We start from the raw sequence: 26,284 nt of genomic DNA, 5'->3' as shown, positions 1-26,284 counted from the left end.
GGCAGCTCCCTGATGCCGGGTTCGACCGGCGTATAGGTCCACTGGAAGTCGTCCACCCACAACGGATCGCCACCCGCGCGCTTGTTGGCACTGGCACCGATGGTCATGAAGGCCGCACCCGGCGGTACCGTGGCGGTGACCGAGGACTTGTGCCAGGCACCACCGGAACCGCTGTCCACCACATTGCCCGACGACCAGGACGAGCCCAGGCCACCCGGCAGCATGTTGCCGGCGGCGTCGTACCACACGATCAGCACTTGCGCGGAGGCATCGCCGGCATCGGAGGCGCCTTGCTGCACCATCACGCTGGCAGTGACGCTCTTGCCCGGCACGACCGGCACGCGCTGCTGGTTGGTGATGCTCTTGGGGCCGCTGTTGGAACCATTGAACTGCGCGCTGAAGGTGCCGGTAAAAGCATCGCCGTTAGAGCCTTCCCGACCAATCGTCCAGCCTTCGCCCAGGTCCCAGTTGGTGCTGCCCTGCTCCATGCCGGCATTGACCGGCGCCGGGTTGGGGATAGGACCGATGGTCCACTGGAAATCGTCCATCCATAGCGAATTGGCGTTGACGCGTTTGTTGGCGCTGCCGCCGATGGACATGGAGACTGCGCCCGGCGGCACGGTCGTGGTCACCTGCGATTTGCCCCACCCGCCATCTGAGCCACTACTGATGAGGTTTCCGGAGCTCCACGATTTGCCCTCACCGCCTGGCAGCATGTTGCCCGCAGCGTCGTACCAGATCACCAACACGCGTGCCGTTGCGGCGCCAGCACTTGAAGCACCTTGCTGGACCATCGCGCTGGCAGTAATCGTCCGACCCGCCGTTACTTCAACCCGCTTGTTATTGGTGATGCTTTGCGGTCCCTTGTTGGAGCCCTTGAACTCGGCACCCCACGTACCGGTGGTTGCGGCACCGCCAACGCCCCGCTGGCTGATGACCCAGCCTTCGCCTGACGTCCAGCCGCGATTGCCATCCTCGAAGCTCGCATTGGACGGCTGCTCGCCCGCTGGATTGAAGGCACTGCCCATTTCGACCAAGCGGCGGTTGCCCACCGCATCGTAGGAATAGCGCACGTCCAGCAGACGGCGCTGCGCAACCAGATCGTCCTGGGTCACACGCTCGATGCGATTGTGCGCGTCGTAGCTGGTGCGTGTGGAGACCTGCAACAACTGATTGTTGGCGTCGTAGCTGGTAGTTTCTTCCAGCGTGCGGTTGCCGTTAGCGTCGTATTCGTAACGGGTGGCATTGACCCTTCGCATACCGGTGGCAGGGTCGCGAGAGGTGCTTGGCTCTTCGACACGTGCAACAAGACCGTCAGCGTTGTAGAAGTAGCTGCGCTGGCTTTCTATGTAATTGGGCGCAGGTGGTTCCGGCTCACCGGGATCACCGGGAAACTCAGGTTCCTGTTCCATCTGCGCAGAGCCGCCTGCTGCCCTAAAAAACTCTCTTGGCCTATCGCTGATCGACACCGACAGTAGCTGGCCCGAGTTCCAATCGTACGTATAGTCGTAATCCAGCCCGCTCAGATCATTGTGGTCGATGACGCGATTGAACGCGTCGTACTCCCAGGTCTTCTCATCGACGTAGACCTGCTGGCCATCACGATCGATCTTCCAGTCCCAACCCTCTTGGCCGGTCTCACGATTAGCGCGTGCAAGTGCGTTGCGCTCCAGAATCTTGTTGCCGCGCAAGTCGTAGGCGTATTCCATCACCACGCCGGTAGCGCTCTCCGAGCGGATCATCCGGCCCTGACTATCGTAGGAGGCCTTGGCGACCTTGCCATTGCTGTCGATGCTGACCAGGCGATTGCCGTCCTGGTCCAGTACATAACGCTCCATCTCCTGCCAGCTGCGGCTGCCATCGGCTTTATTGCCATTGTCTGCCCACACCGATACCACCCGGCCCGCAGCATCCACCTGCTTGAGCGTCAGGGTGCCATCTGCGTCGGACGACAACGTCTGGCGACCCAGCGCGTCGTAGCGATAACGCTTGATGCCGCCGGTGGCATCTTCTTCACTCGTCATCCGGCCGCGGATGTCGTAGGCATAACGACGGCCGTTGCCGTTGGCATCCCGCGTTCCCACCAGCTGGCCCATAGCGTCGTAGAACCAGCGCATCACCGGGCGCTCAAACGTGGTCACGCCGCTGGCAGAAACCACCTTGACCTCCGGTGCAGTCTGCGAGATCAGCTGATTGGCGTCGTTGTATGCAAATGAAGTTTCATTGCCCTTGGGATCCCTTACCCAGGTCTGGTTGCCCCAGCGGTCGTAAGTGTGCTGCGTAACCGTGTCAGTCGCGTTGCCGTCCTGGCCATACGCCATACGCGTGCGCCTGACCACTCGGCCAAGGAGATCAAGCTCAAGCGAGTTCTGTACATACCAGCCATTCCAGGACTCGCCGTTGGAGCCACCAACCTGATGCGACTCGGAGATCTGGCGATTGCCAGAGTCGTAAGTAAAGTTTCGCTCTATGCCGTCGGCATTCGTCCGAATAACGTTGCCGTGGTTATCGTATTGGTAGTGGATCGTTTGATCCACCTCGGCGCCGGTCGTAAGGGTATCTTTAACCTCGATCTCGCCAAACGCGTTGTAGATCACGCGCTCGCTGGCCTCGACTACCTCGCCCATGCTTTGGTTGTTGGCGAAGCTCTCGCGGAATGACTGTTTGCCTAACTGGCGACCGATGTGGTCATAACTGTAGCGCGTGCTGAACCATGCCCACTCGCCAAGCTCGGCCGCCGCCTTCCAGGTGTAACTAAACTTGCCGCTCTCGGACTGCGAGAACGTTGCATAGTTGACCTTGCGTCGCTCTTCCAGAACACGGTCGGCTGCATCGAACGTACGCGTCAGCTCGTTGCCGAGCACATCGCGCTGCCAGACATTGCGGCCCTGCCAATCGTAGCGGAAGGTTTGGGTGACCCAATTTGTACCGTCGGCGCCACTTGATTGCTCGACCAGGTTGCCGAACGCGTCATAGCGCATGGTCGTGGTGGGAACGACCGTCTGATACAACTTGGCATCGTCGATCCCGGCGAAATCACCGCTCGCCAGCAAGCCCGTCGCAGCGGCGCTTACGACAGCACGGTCGCCTTCACGTGTGGCTACCATGCGACCGAGCGCATCGTAAGCCATGTTGACGGTCTGGTTACTAATGCGCGATTGGGTTAAACGACCTTCGGCGTCGTAGATGTAGGTGTTGGTAAGCGGACCGACACTTGCGGCACCGAATCTATCCTGTGCGCGGCGCGTCACCGTCTCGGACGTCTTGCGTCCCAAAGCGTCGTAGACATAAGTCGTACTGCGATCTCTGTCCGAAAGCTGGACTCCACTCAGATCTTCAGGGTCGGCCTCGATTATCGGATTGGCATACTCCGTCTGCTTGGCAAGTTGACCCGTCGCCGTGTACTCGTAGGTCGTGACGTAGCCTTCCGGATCCGTCCTCATTACTTCACGGCCATTGTCGTCGTACACGTGGTACGTCATCGCATAGGTGCCGTAGCCGAGGTCGGTATAGCGGCCCCAGTGATCCCGATCCAGCAGAACAGCTTCTCTCTTAAGATTCCCAAAAGCATCGTAATAGAACGTCGTGCGTGACGTCGCGTTCCAATTCAGATCCTCCTCGACAGGCTCCTGACCCCAGAACGTGGCCTGCACTTCACCGGATGCTCTTGTCAGTGTTGGCTGTACAACAGGAATCGTGCCGACGCTTGATTTACGGCCGGCCCGATCATAGAACGTATAAATCGTGCGATCGTCGCTTGAATTCATCCAGTGCAGATAACGGCCAATGGATTCCGGATTTGGGTCCGGCATATCGGTCGATATGTCTGCCTTGTAGGCATGACGCGTGAGTCGCGATTGATCTCCGAAAGCATTGTATCCGTAGCTAATGACATAGCCTTCCGAATCTACATCGTAGGCCAGCCTCCCCTGCGTGTCGTAGGACTTATAACTGTATCTTCCACGAACATCCTTCTGCATGACCGCATTGCCGAAGGCATCATAGGTAATCTCGACGGTGGCACTATCGCCAGACGCCACCAGTTCACCATTGGCATTCAAACGACCTGCATCCGGGAAGATAGTGCGGACCTGATGGCCGCGATTGTCGTACTCGTAGCGCGTGACACGCGGGTGGCCACCATCGGCATCCTCGATCATCGAGGTGACATTGCCCTGCGCATCGTAGGTGTACCGCGTGACGAGGCTACGCTGCACGCTGGTCACAGTTCCGGATGCATCAGTCGTAGCGACTGCGACCGAGGGGCTGAATTGGGCAGTCTTGTTGCCGGCAGCGTCGTAGGTGTAGTTCCATGCCGCGCCATTGCGATCCTGGTGACGAATCACACGCCCTGCGCCGTCATAACTGAAGAACTCGACCTTGCCCAAGCGATCAGCTTGTGAGATCACACGGCCAGCAGCATCGTAGCGGAACGATCCACCTTGATAGTTAGTGGCATTGGCGACGCCGGCCTCGACCTCAGCCAACGTGGCCGGCGCGGTAGCCAGCAAGGTTGCATAGCTGCGCTTGTCGATCACGCGCCCCATCGCATCGTACTTTTGCTCAGTGACCGCACCACCGGCGTCGATGGCAAAGCGTTGCCTGCCTGCCGCGTCGTAGTAATAGTCGCGACGACGGATCAGGCTATCTCGGTTTTCTGATGGCCTGAGCTCGGCCAGCTCTCTTTCCAGCAGCTGCACGACGCTTAATCCAAGCCTGCCAAGCTCGCCTGGGGACTGGATGCCTATACCATAAACAGTTTCAGACGATAGCTCGCCTGTAGCCGTATAAGAATAAGACTTTACCGAAATCCTTCCATTGTCTCGATAACCAAATCGATATTCACTAATCGTCTGGAGCTCATAAGTGACGCGACCAGCTCCATCGCGAATATAGCCAACTTCGCGATAGTCGTAATCCTGTGAATTCGCAATACCGAGCTTCTGCAGCCAACTTAAATCATCGGCTTCAAAATTACCAGCATCCAGCCTTTGTCGTACGTTTTGATCCCAATTATCACTTCTATACTGATCCAGATCTATTCTCTGTGAATAATCTCTGCGGCCAGAAAGAAGCCCAGAAGAGTTGTAGAAGAATTCTGTAACGACACCAGACCCATCCACTGTCGCAGCAAGTGCACCGCTGAGATAATAGGCCTTCCACTGTACAAGGTCTCGACTTTCATCCATATCCACCGGCAGCGCGTCCAGGCTCGACTCGCCTCGCTCGAGTGCCAGCCTTGTGCTCCCATCAAGGACTATCGGCAGTGCATGCCGAGTCGTTTTAACCTGGCGACCCTTCGCATCATAGGTGTACGAGGTGGCAGCACCTGCGCCATCGATCGTGAGCGAAACTTGCCCGGCCGCATTGAAGACCATGTATTGCTGCTGGTCCAGCGCATCGTTACGTACAACAAGCGCCTGCAGTTGTGCGCTTGTCGCCTGCAGTGTCGTGCTGCTCAACGCGATCGGCGCAACATACGTCCGGGTTGCCACGATGCGGCCCGCCACATCGTAGCGGCTCTCGGTGACAGCGCCGACACCATCGATCTGGAATCGCAACCGATTGGCTTCGTCGTAGGTGTAGCGCGTCAGGCTGCCGCTGGCGTCCTGACGTGCGACAAGATTGCTGTTGGCATCGTAGGTATAGGTCGTCGTCAACGCGAGCTTGGTCGGGTCGACAACCTCTCTAACGCGTCTGCCGGCGGCGTCGTAGGTATACAAGGTGGTCCGTGCCGCGGTCGTGCCTGCAGCCTCGACGATGGAGATCTGCCGGCCGAGTTCGTCCCACGCGTAGGTGGTCTTGATCGCAAGACCACCCGGATCGACGATCGATTCCAGCAATTGACCTGAAAGGTCGTAGCGGAAATCGGTGACCGTTCCCCTGGCATCCACCACGCGCAGCTGGCGCCCAAGCGCATCGTAGGTGTAGCGGGTGGAAGGACTACTCGCCAGGATCTCGTAAGCGCCTGTCTCTGGATTGTAGCCCCAGTTCGGTTCGATGCTCGCGGTCTGTCTGCCAGCATCGTCATAGACGTAGTTGAAGAGTTGCCCAGTTTCATTGCTGGAGATAAGTCGCCCAGCATCGTCATACTGGCGGTTCTTGTTGACTGCACCGTCTCTCCAGAACACTAGCCTGCCGTTTGCGTCGTATTCGTAACTCGCCGGCTTGGCTCCTTCTACTTGCCGCAGCTCACCGAACTTGGTGTAACGCGATCGAGTCACCACACCCAATGTGGAAGTTGTTTTTACTTCCAACTCCGCATCGTCGTAGCTGAAACGTGTGGTATTTCCGGTTGCGTCGCTGATTTCCAACGCACGTGCGAATGCGTCATAACGGGTGGCCGTGGTCTCGTCGCGCCCTTCCACACGGCGCGAAGTTTGAATGAGCCGTCCGTTGTTGTCGTAGGCAAACGTGCTGACGCCCCCGCGTGTATCGGTCTGGCTGACCGTGCGCCCGAAAGCATCGTAGCGAACGCTCTGAGTCAGATTGAGCCGTCGTGTCCCTGCGTCCTGTACGGTCTGCAACTGCAAGCCGCGACGATCGTAGCTGTAGGTCGTGACCGTGCCGCGTTGCGTACCGGCGGCACGTTCGAGTCGTTCGACCTCACCGAACACGTTATACGTCTGCAGTCTACGAACGCCGAGCGTATCGGTGGCAGTTATCACCTGCCCGTTCGCGTTGTAGGTGAATTGCTGGCGTGCGTCGTTTGCGGCTATGAAAGACAAGGTGCCAAGCGCGTCCTGCAGGCTCTGACGGCTATCGGGCACCGCCAGCTGCAAACGGCCGACGTAACGGATCTGCTCGGTCTGGTCACCAAAGACGTTATAACGCCATTCGGTGACTTCAGCTTGCGCGTTCTTGACGCCTTCCGCGCTGGACATGCCCTGCGCGCTGTAGCGTAGACGCCCTTCGGCGTCATGGATGAACCAGGTCGCCACTCCATTGGGGTTCGTACTGCGAATCATGCGCCCCAACGCGTCGTATTCGTAGCGCGTCGCGTAGCGGGCGATCAGCGCCTGCCGCTCTTCGTTGCTTTCGGCCCAGCGCACTTCCTCCGAACCGGCGCCATCCAACTCGGCAACCAACTCGCCGAAGGTGTTGTAAAAACGGGTGTTCTCCCGCGCAACGGAATTCTCGCCCCATTGATCTACGTAACGATCTTCGCTGACGCGATGGATCATTCGTCCAGCGGAGTCGTAGACGTAACGCGTCACCAATCCACTGGTGGAAACCTCTGTTTCCAGCTGACCCAATCCATTGAACTGACGGCGCTGCTGGCGGTAGGCGGATTCGTCGGCCACCGCAGCAACCTGCTGGCGAATGCTCGCCCAGTCGCCTTCGCGTGCCGATGCGGCAACTTGCTTGTAGTACGACAAGGTGGCACGGCTGTTGCCATCCTCGTCGAACACGTATTCGGTGACGTAGCCTTCCGGATCGAGCTGGCCGACCAGATTGCCGCGCCGGTCGTAGAACAAGCGCGTGGTTTGGTCCGCGTCTGCCGCAGCTGGACGCAGCTGCTGCAGCGTACCGACTGCCCGCAGCGTGGATGTGGTCGCGGTTGCGTAGGCCGTGGTGCGGATCAGCCGGCCAGCCTTGTCGTAGCCGCGTTCGACCAGGAAGCCTTCTGCATCCAGGGTCGCTGTGAGCAGGCCCGAGCCATCGTAAAAGTTACGTGTGACCCGTGCAGTGGCCCCAGTGCCGATAGTGGCGGTGATCAGGCGCCCGGCGCCATCGTACGCATAGCGAGTCACCGTACCGACTGCACTGGTTTCGGTCAGTACCCGGCCGGCGTCGTCGTAGCTACGTCGGGTGACACGATCGTTGGCGCTGTCTGTCTGCAGCCCGATCTGCGAGACCAGGGTGGGGACCACTGCTCCGTCTACCAGCCAGTTGGCGGTCGTGACGCGATTTGCATACGTCGTGGTGGCGATTACTCGATCTGCGCCGTCGTAGCTGTAGCCGATGACAGTACCCGTGGCATCGACCTGCGCCGCTAGTCGGCCCTTTTCGTCGTAGAACTGATAGACGCGCCCACCCAATGCGTCTTCGGATGCGCGCAGCAGGCCTGCAGCGTCATAGACGTAGCGTTGCGTGCGGGCGGAGCCAACGGCCGTGGGGTCTTCCAACGTCGTCGTCGTGGTCCGCCCAGCGCTGTCTCGCACCTGGATCTGCGTGGCGCCCGCAGTCTGCGTGATAGCGATGCGTCCCACGCTATCCAGATACTGGTACGTGGTTGTGCGGGTTGGCGGCGGGGCGACTGGCGGATCGACTGGATCTGTAGGATCTGTAGGATCTGTAGGATCTGTGGGATCAACTGGGTCTGTGGGATCCGTGGGATCGACAGGGTCTACAGGGTCTACAGGGTCAATCGGAGCAGGCGAGCCAGCGCCCGCCCCAGGGCTCTGCACAACGCCCAGCAAGCGGCCCATGCCATCGTAGGAATAGTCCACGATCTCGCTCAGCACCGGCGCTTCGACGGTGCCGCGCACGGTGGCCTTGCGCAACAGCAACCCCTGCCCGTCGTAGGTCGACACTGTCGTGAGCGTAGACTGATCGCGCACGCCCGCACCGCTGGCGTCGACTTGCGCGAAGGCAATCGTCAAGGCAAGACGTCCATTGGGGTCGTAGCTGTATTCGACCAGCGAACTGTCTGCCAGTAACGGCGCAGACCAGGACTGCAAGGCAGCTTCGGTATAGGTCGTGCCGGCGTAGCCTGCATTCGCAAAACTGCGCGTGTTGGCCAACTGGCCGACGCCTGTGCCGCTGCTCGCATACTCCAATGCGCTCACACGGCCTTCGGCATCGACGACATAACGCAGGCGATTCTGGCTGTCGTAGACGTAGCGTGTCCGTAGCGCGCCCGCTACCGGAGGCTCTGCCGTACTGAAATTGGTAGTCCCGGCGAGATAGCGGGTTTCGGAAAGCAACTGGTTTTGCGCTGAATACGCGCGAACGGTGACCTCACCTGCCTTGTTGGTCTGACGGAGCAGATTGCCGCTGCCATCGTAAACATAGGTGAGCTGACTCAGTACTACGCTACCGCGCGCTTGCGTGGTCGAGAGCAGGTTGCCCGCAGCGTCATAGGTGTAACTGGTCACATCGCGCTGACCGCTGATCGGCGGGGCGAGAACTTCCAGCAATTGGCCTGCGGTGTCGAACCGATAGCTCCACGTGCGACCAGCCGCATCGGTTACATCGGTCTGCCGCGGGTTAGCCACGTACGCAAACGTGTATGTCTGCGCTTGCGCTCCTTCGCCATATGCGACGCTGGCGAGGCGACCATCGCTCTGATAGCCGTAGCGGGTAACGGTGCCATCACTCTGACGCACCGACGCGATACGCAAACTGGTCGCGTCGACGTAGCTGTATTCGGTACGAAAGAGCAGGCCATCATTGGCCGCGCGGTCAGCAGTATTCCAGACGTTGTCTGTGTCGTCCTCGGGGGTGAGATCAGTGACCACGGCGGTCAACCGCCCCTGGGCGTCGTATTCATAGGCAATCTGGTGCTGGATAACGCCTATCTGGCGTGTGCCGACCGAGGCGAGCCGGCCCTGCGCATCGTAGGAGAACACGATTGCATCGCCACTGCTGCTGCCGTCGGCCTGGACGACTGCGCCAACGCGACCATCGACGTTGTAGATCACGTCGAACGCTGCGGACGCACCTCCGTCCGTCGTTCCGCCAATGATGCGAAGTAGTCGCCCTTGTGCGATTGCATCGGCATGATCGGCGAAAACTTCCTGGCGACGCGTACTGCCCTCTGTCAGGGTCCAGGTCTTGGACTCGGCATCCCAGGACAGGGTGTCGTGGGCACCTGCGCCGGCGGTGGAGAGGTAGCCGCCGGTAGCGGTGTTGTACTGGAATTCGCTAGTGCTGCCGTCACCTTGTTGCAAGCGCACACGCGAGCCGGCGGTATTGAGCGTACCGACTAGACTGACCTTGCGTTCGAACCCTGTCAGCCAGCCGTCGGCTCCGACATCCGACAACTGCCCCAGGCTGTTATAGGTGCGGTTTAATCCGACCGACAGGCCGCGGAAGTTCAAGTGTTCGTCAGCGGCCTGGAGTACCAGGTTGCCCTGCGCCACGTTGACGTATTGACGGTCGCGTCCTTGACCTAGCGAGGCGGTACCACCGGTTGTCGCCCCGAGGGCAGCCAGAGAGCTATCGAACAGCCCCAGCCCATTGCCCGTAAACACTGCCACCATGCCCTTAGCTCCTAATGGATTGTCGGTCGGCGTTCTTCCGCCGTTACTCCCATACAATCCCGGGGCACAGAAATAAGTTTAGGGCTGGTGCCGATTTATCCTTGTAATCGCTGAGGCAACGGCGAAGACCCATTCATGCCCGCCGCCCAGCGCTCGAAGGACGCGACGACCGCATCGAGCGACACGGCGTCCATTCCATTGGCCTCCACGCACAAACTATTGTCCCAGTAAGGACCGGCCTCGCTCAGTCGGGTTCGACCATGCAATCCGATGACAGGCACACGCATTGCGTCGCAGAAATACAGCTGACCACTGTCTACGGTCACCACGAGTCCGGGACGTCGAAGCAAGGCCGGCCAATTCTCCGGCGTGTCCATCCCCACCAGATTGGCGTGCGAATCGCCTGCAATGTAATCAGCCAATGCCTGCGACTGAGGCGGACCAGATACCGCAACGGAAAACCCGCTATCTGCGATGTAGCCCGCAAGGGCACGCCAGCGCTCGGGGGCCCAGCGCTTCGGTGCAAAGTCCGCCCAAGGGCTCAACATGACCCACGGCCCTCCCGGCATCAGATGCGAGATCCACGGCCCATCATCGGTAGGAATGTCCATCCTGACGGGCTTTGCATCCTCGGACAGGCTTTGAAGCCAGACGTTGGTGGGATGTACGTTCGCTCGCCAATGTGGCTTGAGTACGCGGCCGCCATCAACGTGAAACCGAAATTGAATCGGCAGTCGTCGCAGCGCGCGGTAGTAGGTCGGGCGCAGCCCGACGACCGCGACGGGTGATTGCTGGAGCGCAGCACCAATTGCCGGGAGTGCCATCAATAAGTCACCGGTGTGCGCACCCTCCATCGGGAAGACAATGGCATCAGACGACTCTCGCGCAAGGGGCGGTCCGGCGGCAGCGCGGTCATTCATGCCACCTCACCCCTTACGCTGCAACGAGCGAACCAAGCCGGCAAACTGCTGGGCATCCGGATCAGCCGCATGCAGTGCCGCTTCGATCCGCTGCAGGATAGCGCTCCACTCCGGATGCTCACGGAAGGTTTGCCCAAATTCCCATAGCAACACCTGCCGTATCAGAATGGGCCGCACGCGACGCACCGCCGCCAAGTCATCACTGGGAACCTCACGCACGAGTTCAACGAGTTGTCGTTCCAGCTGCGCGGTCGTCTTGGCATGACTGGCACCGGCCACTTCTGCACTGCGAGTGGCTGAACCAACAGAAGCGACCCTCCCGCGCCCACGCACCGTATCGCCACGGATCGCAGCGATCAGTGCGGCAGTGGGCGAGAGAGAACCTAGCTCCATGTATCAGTTGTAGCGGCTGTAGTTGGACAGCAGCATGGATGCACCGGCTAGCGAATCACCGACATCCGACTGCAAGGGCTCAGGTGCGTGCCCGTCATCGGACAATTTGATCACCAAGGCCTGCATATCCGCTTGCAGAGCAGCGAGCGGCTGCTCCCTTGCCAATCCCGTCCGCAACTGTGAGATCGCCAGAGCGACCTGCTGATTTGCAATGGAGATCAGGCCATCGGCGTAACTGCCGATCGCGTTATCGGTGAACTCCGATAGCGGCAGAAGCGTTTGAATTGCCTCGCTGTTGCGTGAAGTGACAAGCAGCAGCTGACCCAACTGAAAACGCGCCATGATCAACTCTGGAGACAATTGCAACGCATGCTTGAATGCTTGTTCAGCGAGAGTCATCTCCCCTGACTGCGCGTGCTGCGCGCCCAACAGGTAATGCGCCTCAGCGCAGTTGGGGGCTTGATCAAGCAGCATGTTGAGCAACGCGACAGATTTCGCGTCATCGGCGTCAAGCATCGACTGAGCCGCCCGCGCAAGAAGTTCGCCTGTGTCCTGCTTTGTCATGATGTTCCCGCAGTCGAAGTATGGGTCTTGGGTATGCCTATCCCATCAAGGCGTAAAGAGTTTAGCTCTGGCGGAATGCCGTTTGAGAGACAAACCTTCATCACAGTTCAATTGCGACTAATACGCACAAGCGTTGACCACAAGAAAGCGCAGCTGAATCTGGCGCGATGATTCATTCACTGCTCAGTCCAAAATTCATGTCGCGTTCCATCGAATAACGGAGAATTTACATCTCGGCAGCGAACGGCATTCGCCTCAGCGCCGGCCCAAACCATAAGTACAGGTATTGATCATGAAGACTTCACTGCTGGCCCTCGGCCTCCTCGCAGCCCTGCCGTTTGCGGCCTCCGCTGCTGAAAACCTCTCCTACAATTTTGTCGAAGGCGACTACGTGCGCACTCCGACCGAAGGTCGCGATGCAGATGGTTGGGGCCTGAAGGCTTCTTACGCCGTTGCTCCGAATTTCCACGTGTTCGGCGATTACAGCAAGCAGAACGCTGACGACAACGACAGCGTGTTCGAAAGCTCCAACTCCGACTTCCAGCAGTGGGGCGTCGGTGTCGGTTACAACCACGAGATCGCCACCAGCACCGACTTCGTTGCTCGCGTTGCTTACCGCAAGCTGGACCTGGACAGCCCGAACATCAGCTTCGACGGCTACAGCGTAGAAGCCGGTCTGCGTAACGCGTTCGGCGAGCACTTCGAAGTCTATGCCCTGGCTGGCTACGAAGACTTCTCCAAGAAGCGCGGCATCGACATCGGCGACAACTTCTACGGCCGCCTTGGCGCCCAGGTGAAGTTGAACCAGAACTGGGGCATCAACGGCGACATCCGTATGGATGGCGACGGCAACAAGGAATGGTCGGTTGGTCCGCGCTTCAGCTGGTAAGCCGTACGTTTGACTGCAACGCGACTCTCTCTCCCGCGTTGCATTGGAAGCCCGGTCCCCCGACCGGGCTTCTTTCTTTTGCGCGATTGGTCGATGGCGACGCAGCGTCGCGTGGTTGTTTCGCACACGTGCGCACGCAGCGCTTCTGGACGAAGCACTGGAGTCGCCTCGCACTCGAGTTACCGCGAAGCAGTGATGCGTCTGATATGCACCAACAAAAAGCCCGGCAGTGCCGGGCTTTTTGTTGTCTTCGTTGCATCACGCGATACGCATTGCCGCCCGATCAGGTGAACAACGCCTGCGGATACTCGGGCTTGCGCTCGCGCGCCAGCAGTTCCTTCAACGCTGCTTCCGGTGTGATTTCGCCATGCAGCACCGCGCGTACGGCATTGGAGATTGGCAACTCGATACCGTGCTGTTCGGCCTGGCGCATGACTTCGTCTGCAGTCTGCACCGACTCGACCACCTGGCCGATCTCGCGGATCGCATCGTTCAAGCTCTGCCCGCGCCCCAGCGCCAACCCCAGCCGCCGGTTACGCGACAGATCGCCGGTGCAGGTGAGCACCAGATCGCCCAACCCGGCCAACCCCATCAACGTTTCCGGGCGCGCACCGATCACTGCAGCCAGGCGCAACATCTCGTTCAAGCCGCGCGTGATCAGACCCGCACGCGCGTTGAGGCCAAGCTGCATGCCGTCGGCAACACCAGTGGCCACGGCCAGCACGTTTTTCATTGCGCCACCCAGCTCGGCGCCCACCATGTCATCGCCGGTGTAGGCGCGGAAGGTGGGGCCGTGCATCGCATCGGCCACGACTTGGGCAAACGCCGCATCGTCGCCGTGCACGGTGACGGCAGTAGGCAAGCCGAGGGTGACTTCCTTGGCGAAGGACGGCCCGGTCACCACGGCCAGCGCAACGCTGGGACCGAGCAGATCGCGCGCCACTTCATGCAGAAAGCGCCCGGAACCGGGTTCGAAGCCCTTGGTCGCCCATGCCACCCCGGCGTTGACCGGACGCAACGGAGCGATCAAACGAATCGTTTCGGTGAATGCATGCGAGGGCACCACGACCAGAATCCAGCTTGCATCGGCCATGGCGGCCTGCAGGTCGGTGGTGACGCGCAACGTCTCCGGCAACGGAATGCCCGGCAGATAACGCACGTTCTCGTGGGTGCGATCGATGGCATCCACCATCGCCGCATCGCGTCCCCAGAGCACGGTCGAGTGACCGTGTCTGGCGAGAAGCGCGGCCAGGGCCGTGCCCCAGGAACCGGCGCCGAGAACGGCGATCTTGTGGGTCGAATCGCTCATCGGCGCAGACAGTGCTTAGGCGTTGCCAGCCGGCTCGGAATCGGCCAGCGAGGTGCCTTCGCCCTGCGACCGCTGACGCAGGGTTTCTGCGTACAGGGCTTCGAAGTTGATCGGCTGCAGGTAGAACGGCGGGAAGCCGCCGGCCTGGATCAGATCGCTGACCAGGGTGCGCACGTACGGGAACAGGATGTTCGGGCACTGCGTGCCCAGCAGTACGTCGATCGCCTGCGGCTCCAGGCCGACCAGGCCAAACACGCCGGCCTGCTGCACTTCGGCCACGTAGGCGGTCTTGCCACCGGCGGTGCAGGTCAGGGTCACGGCCAACACGACTTCGAAGGCGTTGTCGTTGAGGCGCTGGACCTTCTGATTGAGGTTCAGCTGCAGCTCGGGCTGGTTGGCGTCATTGAAGACGGCCGGCGCGTTCGGCGATTCGAAAGAAACGTCCTTGACGTAAATCTTTTCGATGGTGAAAGCGGGGCCAGCAGCGGCGTCGGCCGGCGCAGCGGCGCCGTTGAGGATTTCGTCGGACATTCCTAACTCCAAAAGCGGTTCGGTGGATGCAGCATTGAGTGATGCAGACGTGAAAACGCGAGTATCTCACGCAAGCAATGGGGGCTTGCGAGCTGCCGCACAAGGCGGATCAGCGGCCCTTGATCAGTGGCAATTCGGCCATTTGCCAGGCAGCGACGCCACCTTCGAGCCAGTACACCTTCTCGAAGCCGGCTTTCTTCAGCGTCTTGGCCGCACCTGCAGAGGTGTTGCCGCTACGGCAGACCACCACCACCGGCGATGCCTTGGCGTTGGCAAGCAGCTTGCTGGCCGGGTCGAACTTGGCCAGGGCCACGTTGCGGCTGCCGGCGATGTGGCCCTTTTCGAAATCGGCGGTGGGCGACAGGTCGATCACCAGCGCGTCTTCGCTGTTGATCAAACGGGTCAGCTCGGCCGGCTTGAGTGCGCGATACCCGCGGAACAGGCGCGCAACCTCGGTGACGATCAGGGCGATGGTCAGGCCCACCAGGGCCAGCGACAACATGGGGTTGCGGCCGACAAAGGCCTGCAGCTCTTCGAAATTCACGGGGTCAGGGTCAGTCGAGCGGGCGGGAATTGTCGCACAGCTGGCACGCGCGACGGCCAGCGAGGCAGCAGCCGGGCTACTGGCCCTTCCACAGATCGGGCAGGCCGCTGGCCAGCCACCAGCGCTTTTGTTCGGGATTCCAGTGCCAGATCTCGATGCTGCGCACCAGCCGTTCGGCCTGGGTATTGCGGTTGATCACGCGCAGCTCGACCTCACGGCGCAGGTCGCCATTGGGCTCTTCGCCCACGCGCAACTCGCGGTAGCCGGAAATCTGCACCTGCTCATAGCGTGAGCGTTCCAGGTCGCTGAGCGGATGGGCCTGGGCGTAGGTCGGTTCGACAAACCCCTGCGCGGCATCGAAATCGCTCCAGCGCACCGCCGCCGTATAGGCAGCCTGGGTGGTTTCCAGCGCGCGCCCCTGGGCGCGACTGCCGGCAGTGGCCACCCCGCTCAGCATCGCCAGCCCCAGCAGGACGACTGCTCCCATCAGTGCACGCATACGTATTCCCCCCTTGATCCAGCCAGCATCCTACCGTTTTGGAAACGCCACGAAGCGCCCGCTCAACGTGGCCGCCGCTGCGCCCGAGCCCAGCGCGATCTGCGCGCGCATGCCGATACGGGCCTTGCCGCGCTGACGGAAGGTCGCCAGAAAGGCGTCCCAGCCACCCAATTCGGCGGGCTCGGCATCGGCCACCAGGTCTTCGTACACCGGCGCGACATAGCGCAGCTGGCTGTCGGCGACATACACGTCGGCTTCGTGGCCGGCCAATTGCAGTTGCAGCGTCAGCCACCCCCAGCTGGCCAGCGTCATCAACGAGGCCAGGCTGCCGCCGAACGCATTGGCCTTGTCGTTGACGTTGGCCTGCAACGGCGCGCGCAGGCGCAGCGCCCCATCGTGCAAGCCATCCACGGCAATGCCCATCGACAACACCGGCGGCATGGCGATGAACTGCTGCTGCAGCGACTGCAGGGCGGAGACGAGCGTGCACGAAGGAGTCATTGGAAAGGCTGGCAGACGACGAAGGGCGGCATCATGCCGCAATGTCCGGCGAGCGTCTTGTGCATGTGGATGACATGCGGTACCGCATGGTGAACGCGTGCAGCATCAGGCTGTTGCACGCCTTGGTTTTCCGTCAACAAGCCGGCAAGCACGTCGGCATCAAGCGCTGTGGACTGTGCATGCAATTGCGGCGTGCGAGCGCGCAAGTGCGAGACCTGCGATCAGCCCATGGCGCCACGGTGGCGATCGCCGTTTTACGGCGCGAACACGACCTTGCGATAGCCCTGCGCCACGCGCAGCAGCGTCGTCGCCTTGGCCTTCCAGTGCGCGCTGCGTTGCTTTTGCGCCCGTGTCAGCGGCGCATCGATGGTGCTGGTGAACACGATCTGCTCCGGCGCTGCGTGGAAGAACTTGTCCTGGATACAGGCTGCCGGCGACAGCTGATAGGTGGACAGCTGCTGCGCCACCGGCGATTCGTTCCAGCCGAACAAAAAGATATCGGCCATGGTGTGCCAGCGCGCGTCGGCGGCCAGCAGCAGTCGCGCCGCCTCGCGGCTGATGATCAGCGCGCCGGCGCACACCGGCCAGCAATGCTGGTAGGTCGATGGGCGCACCAGGCGCAGCTGGCGCCCGGCAATGTCGGCGACCTTGGCATCGAGCTTGATCCGGTTGTAGGACGGCTCCAGGCGCACGATGCTGCTGCCCGACGGGAGCCACTCGGTGCTGCGCAACAGCGCTGGCAGCGCATCGGACAGGTGCATGTCGTCTTCGAAGATGGCGGTGTACGCAGCGTCGGACTCGGCCGCGATACGCCAGGCCGCCTGATGGCTCAGGAAGCAGCCGATGTTGGACGCGGTCCATTGGCGCGGGCCGGTGCTGAACGCATCGCCGGAGTTTTCCAACGGGCGCTCACGCACGAAGTCGGCGATCTGCTCCGGCGTGAGCGTGGCGCCGTCGATGGCGGGGAGGCGCTCGAACGGGATCCCCAATGCCTGAAACCGCGCCGCCATGGCCTGCAGGCGATCGCCGCTGCGCTGCATGTTGATGAGGTAGGACTTGATCACGGTGCCACTCCAGCTCGATTGTCGTGGCGGATCGTGAGCGGACGCGCTGATTGGATCACCCCCGAGTACGAGGTTGTGGCCGCATAAACGCAGGTATCCCGCCGAGCGGGCACGCGTGGCCCGGCAAGGTGCGAGAAGGGTGAGCGACGAAAACGACCGCTCGCGACCACCACACGGGCGCGGCTGGTGCCCGGAATCGGCACGCCCCAATCCTCCGATAAGGTTTCTGTGCCCTGCCCCCCCTGACAGCGGCTCGCGCCGTGCTTGTTGGCCGCTCTGCATCGTCGTGCGCGCCAACGCAGCACGCGCACCACCCCGAGACGGCATGGCTCTCGCATAATCGCCAGATGACCCGCCCTCCCCCGCTCGCCGATCCCTGGACCCTGCTCTCGCTGCGTCCCAGCGGCGAGCACGCGCCATTGCGGCGGGCGGTGGCACGGTATGGCGGGCGGCTGCTTGCCCTGTCGCCGTGGCGCCTGCAGACCAACGACACCGCGCAGGCGCGCGCCGCCTTGCAGCGCGCGCTGGAGGCGCCCATCGCGGTGTTCACCAGCCCGGCAGCCGTGCGCGCCGCGCATCAGCTGCGGCCCTTGCAGCGGCCGGTGCAGGCGCAGTGGGTCAGCGTGGGCGAAGGCACCGCGCGTGCGCTGCACGCCTGTGGCATCGACGCGGTTGTGCGCCCTGCGCGCATGGACAGCGAAGGCCTGCTCGCCTTGCCGCTGTTCGCAGCGCCGTTGCAGAGCGTCGGCCTGATCACCGCGCCGGGTGGACGCGGCATGTTGGCGCCTGCGCTGGAACACCGCGGTGCGCGCATCCTGCGTGCCGATGTGTATCAACGCGTGCCGCTGCGCTTGCGCCCGTCGGCGCTGCACGCCTTGACCGACGCACTGCCGCGCAGCGTCCTGGCCATGAGCAGTGCCGAGGCGCTGACGCTGGTGCTGCAGCAGTTGCCCACCGCGCTGAGCGAGGCGGTGCGGCAACGCCCGCTGGTTGCCTCCAGCGAACGTCTGTGCGACGCCGCGCAAACGGCAGGCTTCTGCAACGTCGTCCGCGCGGCAGGTCCATTGCCGGAGCAACTGGTCGCTGCCGCTGCAGCGATCGTGACACCATCGCGACCTTGCTGAACTGCGAACTCAAGCACAGCTTGCGGCGCTCTGCCGGCGCACGCCATGCTGTGCCAGATGACTGCGGCGCCTGCGCCGGTCGTGACCGCCCGAGGATGTCCGAATGACCGAAATGCCCGCCACCACGCGACGGTTTCCCTGGGCCTGGCTGCTGCTTGTGCTGGCCATTGCCGCCGTGGGCGTGGCGCTGTTTCTCGGCTGGCGTGCGTGGCAGAGCTATCACGACGCGCAACTGCAGGCCGCGCAGGCGCAGCAGCAACGCTGGGACGGCACCCAGCAATTGCTGGAAACACTGCGCCGCGATCAACGCCTGGCCAATGAGCGCCTGCAGGATGCGGCCGCCACCAATCGCGTGCTGCGCGATGAAATGCTGGGCCTGAGCCAGCGCAGCGCCTTGCTCGAAGACACCGTGCAAAAGCTTGCCGACCCGAACCGGCATGGCGCACAGGCGCTGCGGCTGGATGAAGTGGAACTGTTGCTGCGGCTCGGACAGCAGCGGCTGAGCATTGCCGGCGACGCCGATGGCGCCCGTCGCGCCTACGCGCTGGCCAACGGCGCACTCAACGGGATCGACGATCCGGGCTATCTCAATCTGCGTCAGGCACTGGTGCAGGAGCGCGATGCGCTGGACCGCCTCGGCGCCGGCCCGCAGGCCCAGGCGGCGCAGGCGCTCGATCGGTTGGCCATCGATCTGCAGCGCCTGCCGGAACAATCCGCACAAACCACCGAAGCGGCGCGGCCGTGGTGGCAAAAAGTGCTCGCACCGCTGGTGGACATTCGCCCCAGCCGTGGCGATGCCTTGCTGACCGCCGGCGACCGCAACGCCGCCAGCGATGCCTTGCAGATCGAAATCAGCCTCGCCCGCGCCGCTGCAGAACGTGGCGATCCGCAAGGCTTTGCACAATCGCTGCGCCGCGTGGAGACCTGGACCACCCGGTTGTGGCCGGACTCGCCGCAACGCCGTCAGATGCGTGCGCACCTGCGCACGCTGCAACAAGCGCCACTGCGTCCGCGACTGCCGGAACTGGGCACCACCCTGCTGCAACTGCAGGCCATGCGTGAAGGGAGATCCACCCAATGAAAGTGTTGCGTACCGTCTTGATCCTGTTAGTTGCCGTGGCACTGGGCGTGCTCGGTGCGCAGTGGTTGTCGCATCAGAACAGCTACGACCTGGGTAACGTGGTGGTCAGCGTAGGTGGCAACGACTACCGCGCCGCAATGCCGCAGGCGGTGCTGATCCTAATCATCGCGCTGCTGGTGATCTGGCTGCTGTGGACGCTCATCAGCCTGCCGTTCCGCGTATGGGGCAAGTACCGCCGCAAGAAGGGCCGCGCGCGCCTGATCGAAGGCCTGCGCGCCGCCGACCACGGCCAGTGGCAACGCGCCGAGCGCCTGCTGGTCACTGCCAGCGAAGACGACGAGGTCAGCGGCATTGCGCTCGCCAGCGCGGTGCGCGTGGCCGATGCACGCGGCGACGAGGCATCGGCCACTGCGCTCGCACAGCAGTTGGCCGAGCGCGATCCCACCGCGTACGCGCTGTTGCAGGGTGAGCGACATCTGGCGCGGCAACGGCCGGTCGAGGCGATCAACGCGCTCGATGCTGCCAATGCCCAACCGCTGCCGGCACGCGGCCTGTTGCTGCGCACGCATGCGCTGACCCAGATCGGCCGGGCCGATGAAGCCTACGGCCAGCTCGGTGCCTTGCGTCAGCAAGCGGTGCTGGCACCGGAGGCTTACAGCGCGCTGGAGGCCACACTGGCCGAACAGACCCTGTTGCAGGCCGGCGATGCCAATGCGCTGGCCGAGCGCTGGGAGGCACTGCCCAAGCCGCTGCGCACCTACCCGGCCGTGGTCGGTGCATACGCGCAACGTGCCGCGGTGCTGCATTGGGACGATGCCGCCGTACACAGCCTGGAACAGGCGCTGGATACGCAATGGGACGAATCGCTGGTGCGCCTGTACGGCGTGCTGCCGCTGGAAAAATACGATTCGCGTCGGGCCAGTGCGCAGCGCTGGCTGACCCAGTCTCCGGACAGCCCGGGCCTGCTGTTGACGCTGGCGCGGCTGGCACGCCATCAGCAGCAGTGGTCGCAGGCCGAAGAGTTCCTGCACCGCGCGCTTGCCAATGGCGCCGGCAGCGAGGCCTGGGAAGAGTTGGGCCATGGATTTGCCGCCGCCGGCGACCTGCTCTCTGCGCAGCATTGCTACGCCAATGCATTGCGCGCCGCACGCGGCGAGCCGGTGCATGAAGGCATGCCGCAGCAGTCGCTGCGCGGGCCGATCGTGTCAGCAAGTCCGGCGCCTGCGGCCGACCCACTCGCACCGGACGATCGCATTCTGTAATCGCTGCGGTTGTTCGATCTTGCAGCGGCGCACCCCACAGGTGCGCCGCGTTGCATCAACGCTGGCGCGATGCCTGTGGCGGTGGCGGCAAATCGCTCAGGAATGCATCGCAGGCACCCAGATACCGTGCCTGCGCATGGTCGACCTGCGTCGGCGACAACACGCGCGAGCCCAGGCGGCCGATCAACAACATCGCCGCCATCACGCCGGCACCGATCACACAGCGGAACTGGCTATCGATCAACAGCCCGCACATCAGCAACGCCAACACCGATGCCATCGCCACCGCGACGTAGCGGGCGCGGCGGCGCTCGTGTTGCGCGCACAAGGTGAGCACGTGCGTGCTGCGTTTGCGTAGCGCAATGGCCAGGATCACGTACGGCAGCACGCCCAGCAGCAGCGCGGCGTAGATCACCGGGTGGTGCCAATGAAAGATGTAGCGACGTGGCGGCATGTCGGCCGGCGCATTGCACTTGACGCACCGCGGCGGCAGATTGGCGCCCGCCGTACACACCAGCACATCGCCCTCGCGCCACATATCGCCGTTCGCCGGCGGCAGAGACAGGCTGGGCGGCTCGCGAAACGCGTCATTCGACATCCATGCGTCCTTGCTGGCTGAGGATCTGGGATTGGGGATTGGGGAGTAGAGATTCGCAAAAACAGGATTCCGCTTCTGATGTTGCCAATCCCTAATCGCGAATGCCAAATCCCACGCTGCGCAGCAGCGTCAACGCTCGACGATCGCCACCACGCCCATGCCGCCGGCGGTGCAGATCGAAATCAGCGCGCGGCCGCCGCCGCGTTCTTCCAGTTGCTTGGCGGCGGTGGCCACCACGCGCGCGCCGGTGGCGGCGAACGGGTGGCCGGTGGCCAGCGACGAACCCAGCGGGTTGATCTTGTCCGGGTCGATGCGACCCAGCGGTGCGTCCAGCCCCAGACGCGTGCGGCAGTAATCCTCGCTCTCCCACGCGCGCAGCGTGCACAGCACCTGCGCGGCAAAGGCTTCGTGGATTTCGTAGATGTCGAAGTCCTGCAGGGTCAGGCCCTGGCGCGCCAGCATCTGCGGTACCGCGATGGTCGGCGCCATCAGCAGGCCTTCACCATGCACGAAATCCACTGCCGCCACCTGCGCATCGCGCAGATACGCCATCGGCGTGTGGCCATGCGCCAGCGCCCAGGCCTCGCTGGACAGCAGCACTGCGGCGGCGCCATCGGTCAGCGGGGTGGAATTGGCGGCAGTCAAGGTGCCACGGCCGGAGGTCTTGTCGAACGCCGGGCGCAAGGTCGCCAGCTTTTCCAGCGAGGTGTCGGCGCGCAGGATGTTGTCGCGCGAGACCCCTCGGAACGGGGCGATCAGCGAATCGAAGAAGCCGCGCTCATACGCAGCCGCCAGCTTGTGGTGCGAGGCCACTGCCCATTCGTCTTGCGAATCGCGCGAGATGTTCCACTCCTTGGCCATGTCCTCGCAGTGGGCGCCCATGCTCTTGCCGGTGCGCGGCTCGGCCACACCGGGGAAGTCCGGCTTGAGTTCGCTCAACTTGAAGCCGCGCAGCAACGCCTTGAGTTTGTCGCCGGTGGCCTTGGCGCGGTTGGCGGCCATCAGGCGTGCGCGCAATTTCTTGCCATAGACGATCGGCACTTCGGAGGTGGTGTCCGAGCCGCCGCCAATGCCCGAATCGATCTGCCCCAGCGCGATCTTGTTGGCGATGGTGATCACCGAATCCAGGCTGGTGCCGCAGGCGCGCTGCAAGGTGATGCCCGGCGTCAGCGGCGACAGACCCGACGACAGCGCAGCCTCGCGGGCCAGGTTCCAGTCCGAGGAGTGCTTGATCACCGCCCCCATCGCTACTTCGCCCAATTGCTGCCCATGCAGGCCGAAGCGCTCGACCAGCGCGCCCAGCGTGCGCACCGACATGCCCAGGTTGCCCACGTCCGCGTAAGCGGTGTTCTGACGACAGAACGGGATACGAACGCCGCCCAGAATGGCGACGGGACGGGCTGCGGGCATCGGTTGACCTGGCATGGAGGACTCGGGGACATGGCCTGCACAGGGCCGGCAGGCATAATGGCCGCAGTGTAGCTTCGACCCCGTGATGGGCCAACCGCGAATCATGAGCAAGACCGAACACGGTGTGACCGCCATGGGTGTGATGGCGCTGGAATTGACGGGCGGCACCGCCCCCGAGCGCGGCGCCCTGGCGCCCGAGCAGGCCGGCATGCTGGCCGAACGCATCGGCCGCGACCTGGCGCAATGGATCCCTGAGATCCGCGCGCTGGAACTGAGCGTGGCGATGGCGCATTTCGACCCGGCCGAAGTGCTGCGGCCGGGCTGGCCGCTGCATCGCCGGCTGGAGGAACTGCATGCCCGCGCGCCGGGCCGCGACCAGGGCCCGCGGGTGCTGGCCTTCGGTGCCGATGCGCAGGGCGAGATTCCCTTGCCGTTCCAGGCCGATGCCCAGTTGACAGGTGGCGGCCTGCGCGTCCTGCCGTTCCTGCTGTCGGGCGACCCTGACATCGTGGCGAGCGTGGCCGATGCGATGGAAGAAGTGCTGCTGGCCCAGGGCATGGCCCAGGCCGACACCGCGCTGCTGGCGCAGGAAAGCTTCGGCGCGCGCATCGAGCACGCCCGCTATCTCACCGCGCACGATCTGGCGGCAATGATTTCGATGCAGTACGACAACCAGGGCCTGGCACCGCTGTGGCCGCTGATCGAAGCCGCCCTGCTCGCCCCCGACAGCGAAGAATGGCTGCAGCAATCGCCCGAGCCGGTGTTGCGCTACGTCGATGGCGAAGTGCGCATCGCATTGTTCGACCCGGCCGGCTGGTGCGATTACTACACGCACGACCGCGAGAATTGCGAGCGCCTGCGCGGCGTCTATGAGCAATTCCTCTCGCGTCAGCGGCAGATGGCTGCCGTACTGGAAGCGCACGGATTGCCGGTGCTGTATGTGCATGTGGAGCCGGGTCAGGACCCGCGCCAGGGCTTGTCTGCATAAGCGAGACGCGTCGGTGTCCGCCGCGCCTGCCTTGCAGGGCGTGTTGGAGACCGGCGTGTATGCGCTAGACCTGAAGCGTGCCTGCACGTTTTATACGCGTGTACCTGGCCTGCACCCGATGCACGCATGCCAGCATACGCGATTGCGCCGAGGCAAGTGTTGCTCCTGATTCTTGTAGGGAAGTACCTCGAACACGGCTACATGACCCGGTGGGACGATTCCCCCGCACAACAGTAGCGGATGCGCGCACTATCACTGGCGATCGCTAGCGATGCACTGACCGGTTGGGAAGCGCCTTTGCAGGCATGCGACGCGCAGACCGAAGGCCGCACGCGGTGGCCGGCAACGTATTTACTTCCGCGATACCGATGCGCACTTGCTGGGTGGCGACTCAGAGTCTTTGGCCAAATTACTGAGCGCGGTCGACAAAGCCACTCACAGCAACACGCACCGCTCGTGCTCGGATCGGCTCATGATTCATACGCGCTGATTACGACTGCGCCATCTACCCAGCTGAAGATTACTTGCTACGGATTGGCTGCCCCGAGCGCGTATGCGTGCATACGGTCGGCAGCGCAGCAGTTGGCGCACTGATGCGTCAACTGCAGTATTTAGCGCTCTATCGATGCACGGTCCAACCATGCACGCTCCGCTCTGAGCAACGTTGCCGCGTCGTAGCAGCATCAGCGTCTGCAAGACCATGAGCGGGATGCCGCCTTCGCGTTGCCAACACACCATTCTGACCGGCGAGATAACGCGCCGACGCCTGACACATAGCTGCTTACCGCGGCCGTTGTGCATTACAGAACAAAAGACGCGACGGCCATCGAATGCCGCCGCGTCCATGCGCTTACTTGGTTGCAGCCTGCGCGTTGTCGGTGGTGATCACGCCGCAGGCCAGACGGCCGCCGGCATTGCCGGTGGGCTGGGTTTTGTAGTCGTCGGCATCGGCGTGCACGATCACCGCGTGACCTGCGATGTCGAACTGATCGGCCTTGCCCAGGTTGACGTTGCTGGAAACCGGGCCGTCGATGCTGGCATTGCCCTGCGCATCGGACTTGATGTTGGGCATGTCGCCGCCGTGATGCGGGTCGGCACTGACGTTGCCGTGATCGGACTGGGCCGGGTTGAAATGGCCGCCGGCGCTGCTGCCGTCCGGGGCGCTGCAATCGCCCTTTTCGTGGATATGGAAGCCGTGTTCGGTGTTGGGCGTGAGCCCACTGAGTTGGCCGGTCACGCGCAGCACGCCATCGACGGTCTTGAAGGTCACCGTGCCTTTGACGTCATTGCCCTTGGTCGGCTTGAGCTCGGCGGTGGCCGTGGTGGTGGCGGCCGCCCCGGTCACCATGGCGGCGGCATGCTCGCCACTGTGCGCCGCGTCGGCCGGGGTGCTGGCCGTCGGTGCGGGGGTGGGCTCGGCCGGTGCGGGCTCGTCGCGCTTACACGCGGTCAACACCAGGGCGGTCGCCAAGAACAGGGTTGTGGGAAGAATGCGCATGGGAAAGCTCCTGTAGAGACCGCAGCTGCGGCCATTGATGCCCCAACTCAGGGCTGCGAAGGGGGTGTGCGCCACTGGGTGACGCGAATGACGCCGCAGGCCAGGCGTGCACCCGCATTGCCGCTGGGCTGGCTGCGATAGTCGTCGGCGTCGGCATGCACGATCAGCGCCTTGCCGATCACATCGCTGGGCGCGCCATCGCCCAGGCTGATGCCGGCCAGGATCATGTCCAGATGCGCGACGCCCTCGGCGTCGGCACGCAGGTTGTCCATATCGCCTAGATGATGGGTGCCGCTGCCGGCGCGGCCGTGCGAGGCGCCGGTCGGATTGAAATGCGCGCCCGCACTGCTGGCATCGGCCGCGCTGCAATCGCCGCGTTCGTGCACGTGGAAACCGGCCACGCCACCTGGGCGCAGGCCACCGACCGTGCCGGTGATGCGGATGCCCTGCAGCGCCGGCACCAGCACGACCCGGCCGCTGACCAGGCTGCCCGATGCCGAAGCCAGCGCGGCTTCGGCCTGCTGCACCGGACGCGCGGGCACCACGCGCGCCGCTGGCGGCGGTGGCGGGGGAGGCGGCGGCGTGCTGCTGCAGGCGGCCAGCGCCAGAGCGGTAAGGGCAACGATCGTGGACGACCGATAACGCATCGAGCTGTTCTCCTGATCAGGCTGGAAACCTATGCGGGCGCATGTTCACGTGTCATGAAATGCGTCTGGGGCAGCGCAGGAGTTTACGGGGTTGGTGTGGATGGTCGGGTTGTCTGCACGCCCGCTGTGCGGGGAGCCTTGCGCTGCTTCGACGATGGCCTAGGCCGATCAGGGGCCACCACGGGTTCATCGCTGGCCAGGGGGATGCGGTGTCATGTGGATGGTGAAACACGTGCAGTGAGGGTGCTCGATGT

Annotated in this window: 20 protein-coding genes and 1 pseudogene; 6 read left to right on the top strand and 15 right to left on the bottom strand. The window is 63.0% G+C overall.

Translation table 11 applies throughout. The annotated features are described in order from the left end of the window. From VC212_RS19780 to VC212_RS19765, 4 genes are all read right to left on the bottom strand, one after another. Positions 1–10,208 (bottom strand): LysM domain protein (locus VC212_RS19780; protein WP_323526688.1); only part of this gene is annotated, 10,208 nt, incomplete at its 3' end. Between the two features lie 95 nt (positions 10,209–10,303). Continuing rightward, positions 10,304–11,128 carry a glycosyltransferase family 9 protein gene (locus tag VC212_RS19775; protein ID WP_323526687.1) on the bottom strand — a complete coding sequence of 275 codons (825 nt, stop codon included), beginning with the start codon at positions 11,126–11,128 and terminating at the stop codon, positions 10,304–10,306. A gap of 6 nt (positions 11,129–11,134) precedes the next feature. After that, positions 11,135–11,521, bottom strand: a complete 387-nt coding sequence (locus tag VC212_RS19770; protein WP_323526686.1) for a hypothetical protein — start codon at positions 11,519–11,521, stop codon at positions 11,135–11,137. A 3-nt stretch (positions 11,522–11,524) separates the two neighbouring features. Then, a complete protein-coding gene (locus VC212_RS19765) occupies positions 11,525–12,085 on the bottom strand; it encodes a hypothetical protein (RefSeq protein WP_323526684.1) in 561 nt (186 codons plus the stop codon). A 292-nt stretch (positions 12,086–12,377) separates the two neighbouring features. Here VC212_RS19765 and VC212_RS19760 point away from each other — a divergent pair, with 292 nt between their 5' ends. Next, on the top strand, positions 12,378–12,974 hold the full coding sequence (locus VC212_RS19760) for a diffusible signal factor-reguated Ax21 faimly virulence factor (RefSeq protein WP_104611926.1): 597 nt from the start codon (positions 12,378–12,380) through the stop codon (positions 12,972–12,974). A gap of 283 nt (positions 12,975–13,257) precedes the next feature. Here VC212_RS19760 and VC212_RS19755 read toward each other — a convergent pair whose 3' ends face one another. The 7 genes from VC212_RS19755 to VC212_RS19725 form a co-directional block, all read right to left on the bottom strand. Next, positions 13,258–14,283 carry an NAD(P)H-dependent glycerol-3-phosphate dehydrogenase gene (locus VC212_RS19755; protein ID WP_323526682.1) on the bottom strand — a complete coding sequence of 342 codons (1,026 nt, stop codon included), beginning with the start codon at positions 14,281–14,283 and terminating at the stop codon, positions 13,258–13,260. Between the two features lie 15 nt (positions 14,284–14,298). Then, a complete protein-coding gene (gene secB, locus VC212_RS19750; protein ID WP_055853720.1) occupies positions 14,299–14,814 on the bottom strand; it encodes a protein-export chaperone SecB in 516 nt (171 codons plus the stop codon). A gap of 109 nt (positions 14,815–14,923) precedes the next feature. Next, positions 14,924–15,358: a rhodanese-like domain-containing protein gene (locus tag VC212_RS19745; protein ID WP_115526724.1), complete on the bottom strand. Its 435-nt coding sequence runs from the start codon at positions 15,356–15,358 to the stop codon at positions 14,924–14,926. A 76-nt stretch (positions 15,359–15,434) separates the two neighbouring features. Then, the gene (locus VC212_RS19740) at positions 15,435–15,857 is read right to left on the bottom strand and encodes a hypothetical protein (protein ID WP_055853724.1); all 423 of its coding nucleotides are present in this window, start codon (positions 15,855–15,857) and stop codon (positions 15,435–15,437) included. A gap of 30 nt (positions 15,858–15,887) precedes the next feature. Then, positions 15,888–16,358, bottom strand: coding sequence for a YiiD C-terminal domain-containing protein (locus tag VC212_RS19735; protein ID WP_055853726.1), 471 nt, complete (start codon positions 16,356–16,358; stop codon positions 15,888–15,890). After that, the gene (locus tag VC212_RS19730) at positions 16,355–16,564 is read right to left on the bottom strand and encodes a hypothetical protein (protein ID WP_323526680.1); all 210 of its coding nucleotides are present in this window, start codon (positions 16,562–16,564) and stop codon (positions 16,355–16,357) included. The genes VC212_RS19735 and VC212_RS19730 overlap by 4 nt, the downstream gene beginning before the upstream one ends. Positions 16,565–16,612: 48 nt before the next feature. Beyond that, positions 16,613–17,422: a glycosyltransferase family 25 protein gene (locus VC212_RS19725; RefSeq protein ID WP_323526678.1), complete on the bottom strand. Its 810-nt coding sequence runs from the start codon at positions 17,420–17,422 to the stop codon at positions 16,613–16,615. Between the two features lie 260 nt (positions 17,423–17,682). On the opposite strand from VC212_RS19725, the gene VC212_RS19720 reads away from it, so the two are divergent. The 3 genes from VC212_RS19720 (at position 17,683) to VC212_RS19710 (ending at position 20,889) form a co-directional block, all read left to right on the top strand. After that, positions 17,683–18,546, top strand: a complete 864-nt coding sequence (locus VC212_RS19720) for a uroporphyrinogen-III synthase (protein ID WP_323526676.1) — start codon at positions 17,683–17,685, stop codon at positions 18,544–18,546. Between the two features lie 103 nt (positions 18,547–18,649). Further along, entirely contained in the window at positions 18,650–19,627 is a 978-nt protein-coding gene (locus VC212_RS19715; protein WP_323526674.1) for a uroporphyrinogen-III C-methyltransferase, read from the top strand. Beyond that, complete coding sequence (locus VC212_RS19710; protein WP_323526673.1) at positions 19,624–20,889, top strand: heme biosynthesis HemY N-terminal domain-containing protein; 1,266 nt, start codon at positions 19,624–19,626, stop codon at positions 20,887–20,889. The genes VC212_RS19715 and VC212_RS19710 overlap by 4 nt, the downstream gene beginning before the upstream one ends. A gap of 55 nt (positions 20,890–20,944) precedes the next feature. Here VC212_RS19710 and VC212_RS19705 read toward each other — a convergent pair whose 3' ends face one another. Continuing rightward, positions 20,945–21,487: a hypothetical protein gene (locus tag VC212_RS19705; protein WP_323526671.1), complete on the bottom strand. Its 543-nt coding sequence runs from the start codon at positions 21,485–21,487 to the stop codon at positions 20,945–20,947. Positions 21,488–21,616: 129 nt separating this feature from the next. After that, on the bottom strand, positions 21,617–22,912 hold the full coding sequence (locus VC212_RS19700; protein WP_115526719.1) for an acetyl-CoA C-acetyltransferase: 1,296 nt from the start codon (positions 22,910–22,912) through the stop codon (positions 21,617–21,619). Positions 22,913–23,000: 88 nt separating this feature from the next. On the opposite strand from VC212_RS19700, the gene VC212_RS19695 reads away from it, so the two are divergent. Both VC212_RS19695 and VC212_RS19690 read left to right on the top strand, forming a co-directional pair. Beyond that, positions 23,001–23,885, top strand: a complete 885-nt coding sequence (locus VC212_RS19695) for a hypothetical protein (protein WP_323526669.1) — start codon at positions 23,001–23,003, stop codon at positions 23,883–23,885. A 40-nt stretch (positions 23,886–23,925) separates the two neighbouring features. Then, positions 23,926–24,301: pseudogene (locus VC212_RS19690) on the top strand (glyoxalase). A 434-nt stretch (positions 24,302–24,735) separates the two neighbouring features. Here VC212_RS19690 and VC212_RS19685 read toward each other — a convergent pair. Together VC212_RS19685 and VC212_RS19680 are read right to left on the bottom strand one after the other, a co-directional pair. Continuing rightward, positions 24,736–25,383 (bottom strand): superoxide dismutase family protein, encoded by a 648-nt coding sequence (locus VC212_RS19685; RefSeq protein ID WP_055853744.1) that lies wholly within the window; start codon positions 25,381–25,383, stop codon positions 24,736–24,738. 47 nt (positions 25,384–25,430) lie between these two features. Continuing rightward, positions 25,431–26,030, bottom strand: a complete 600-nt coding sequence (locus VC212_RS19680) for a superoxide dismutase family protein (RefSeq protein WP_161962977.1) — start codon at positions 26,028–26,030, stop codon at positions 25,431–25,433. Positions 26,031–26,284: the final 254 nt, after the last annotated feature.

The sequence above is a fragment of the Xanthomonas sp. WHRI 8932A genome (assembly GCF_035012785.1).
Classification (GTDB): Bacteria; Pseudomonadota; Gammaproteobacteria; order Xanthomonadales; family Xanthomonadaceae; genus Xanthomonas.
Note: the sequence above shows the minus strand (reverse complement) of the source record. Positions and strands in the feature narration are given on the sequence as shown.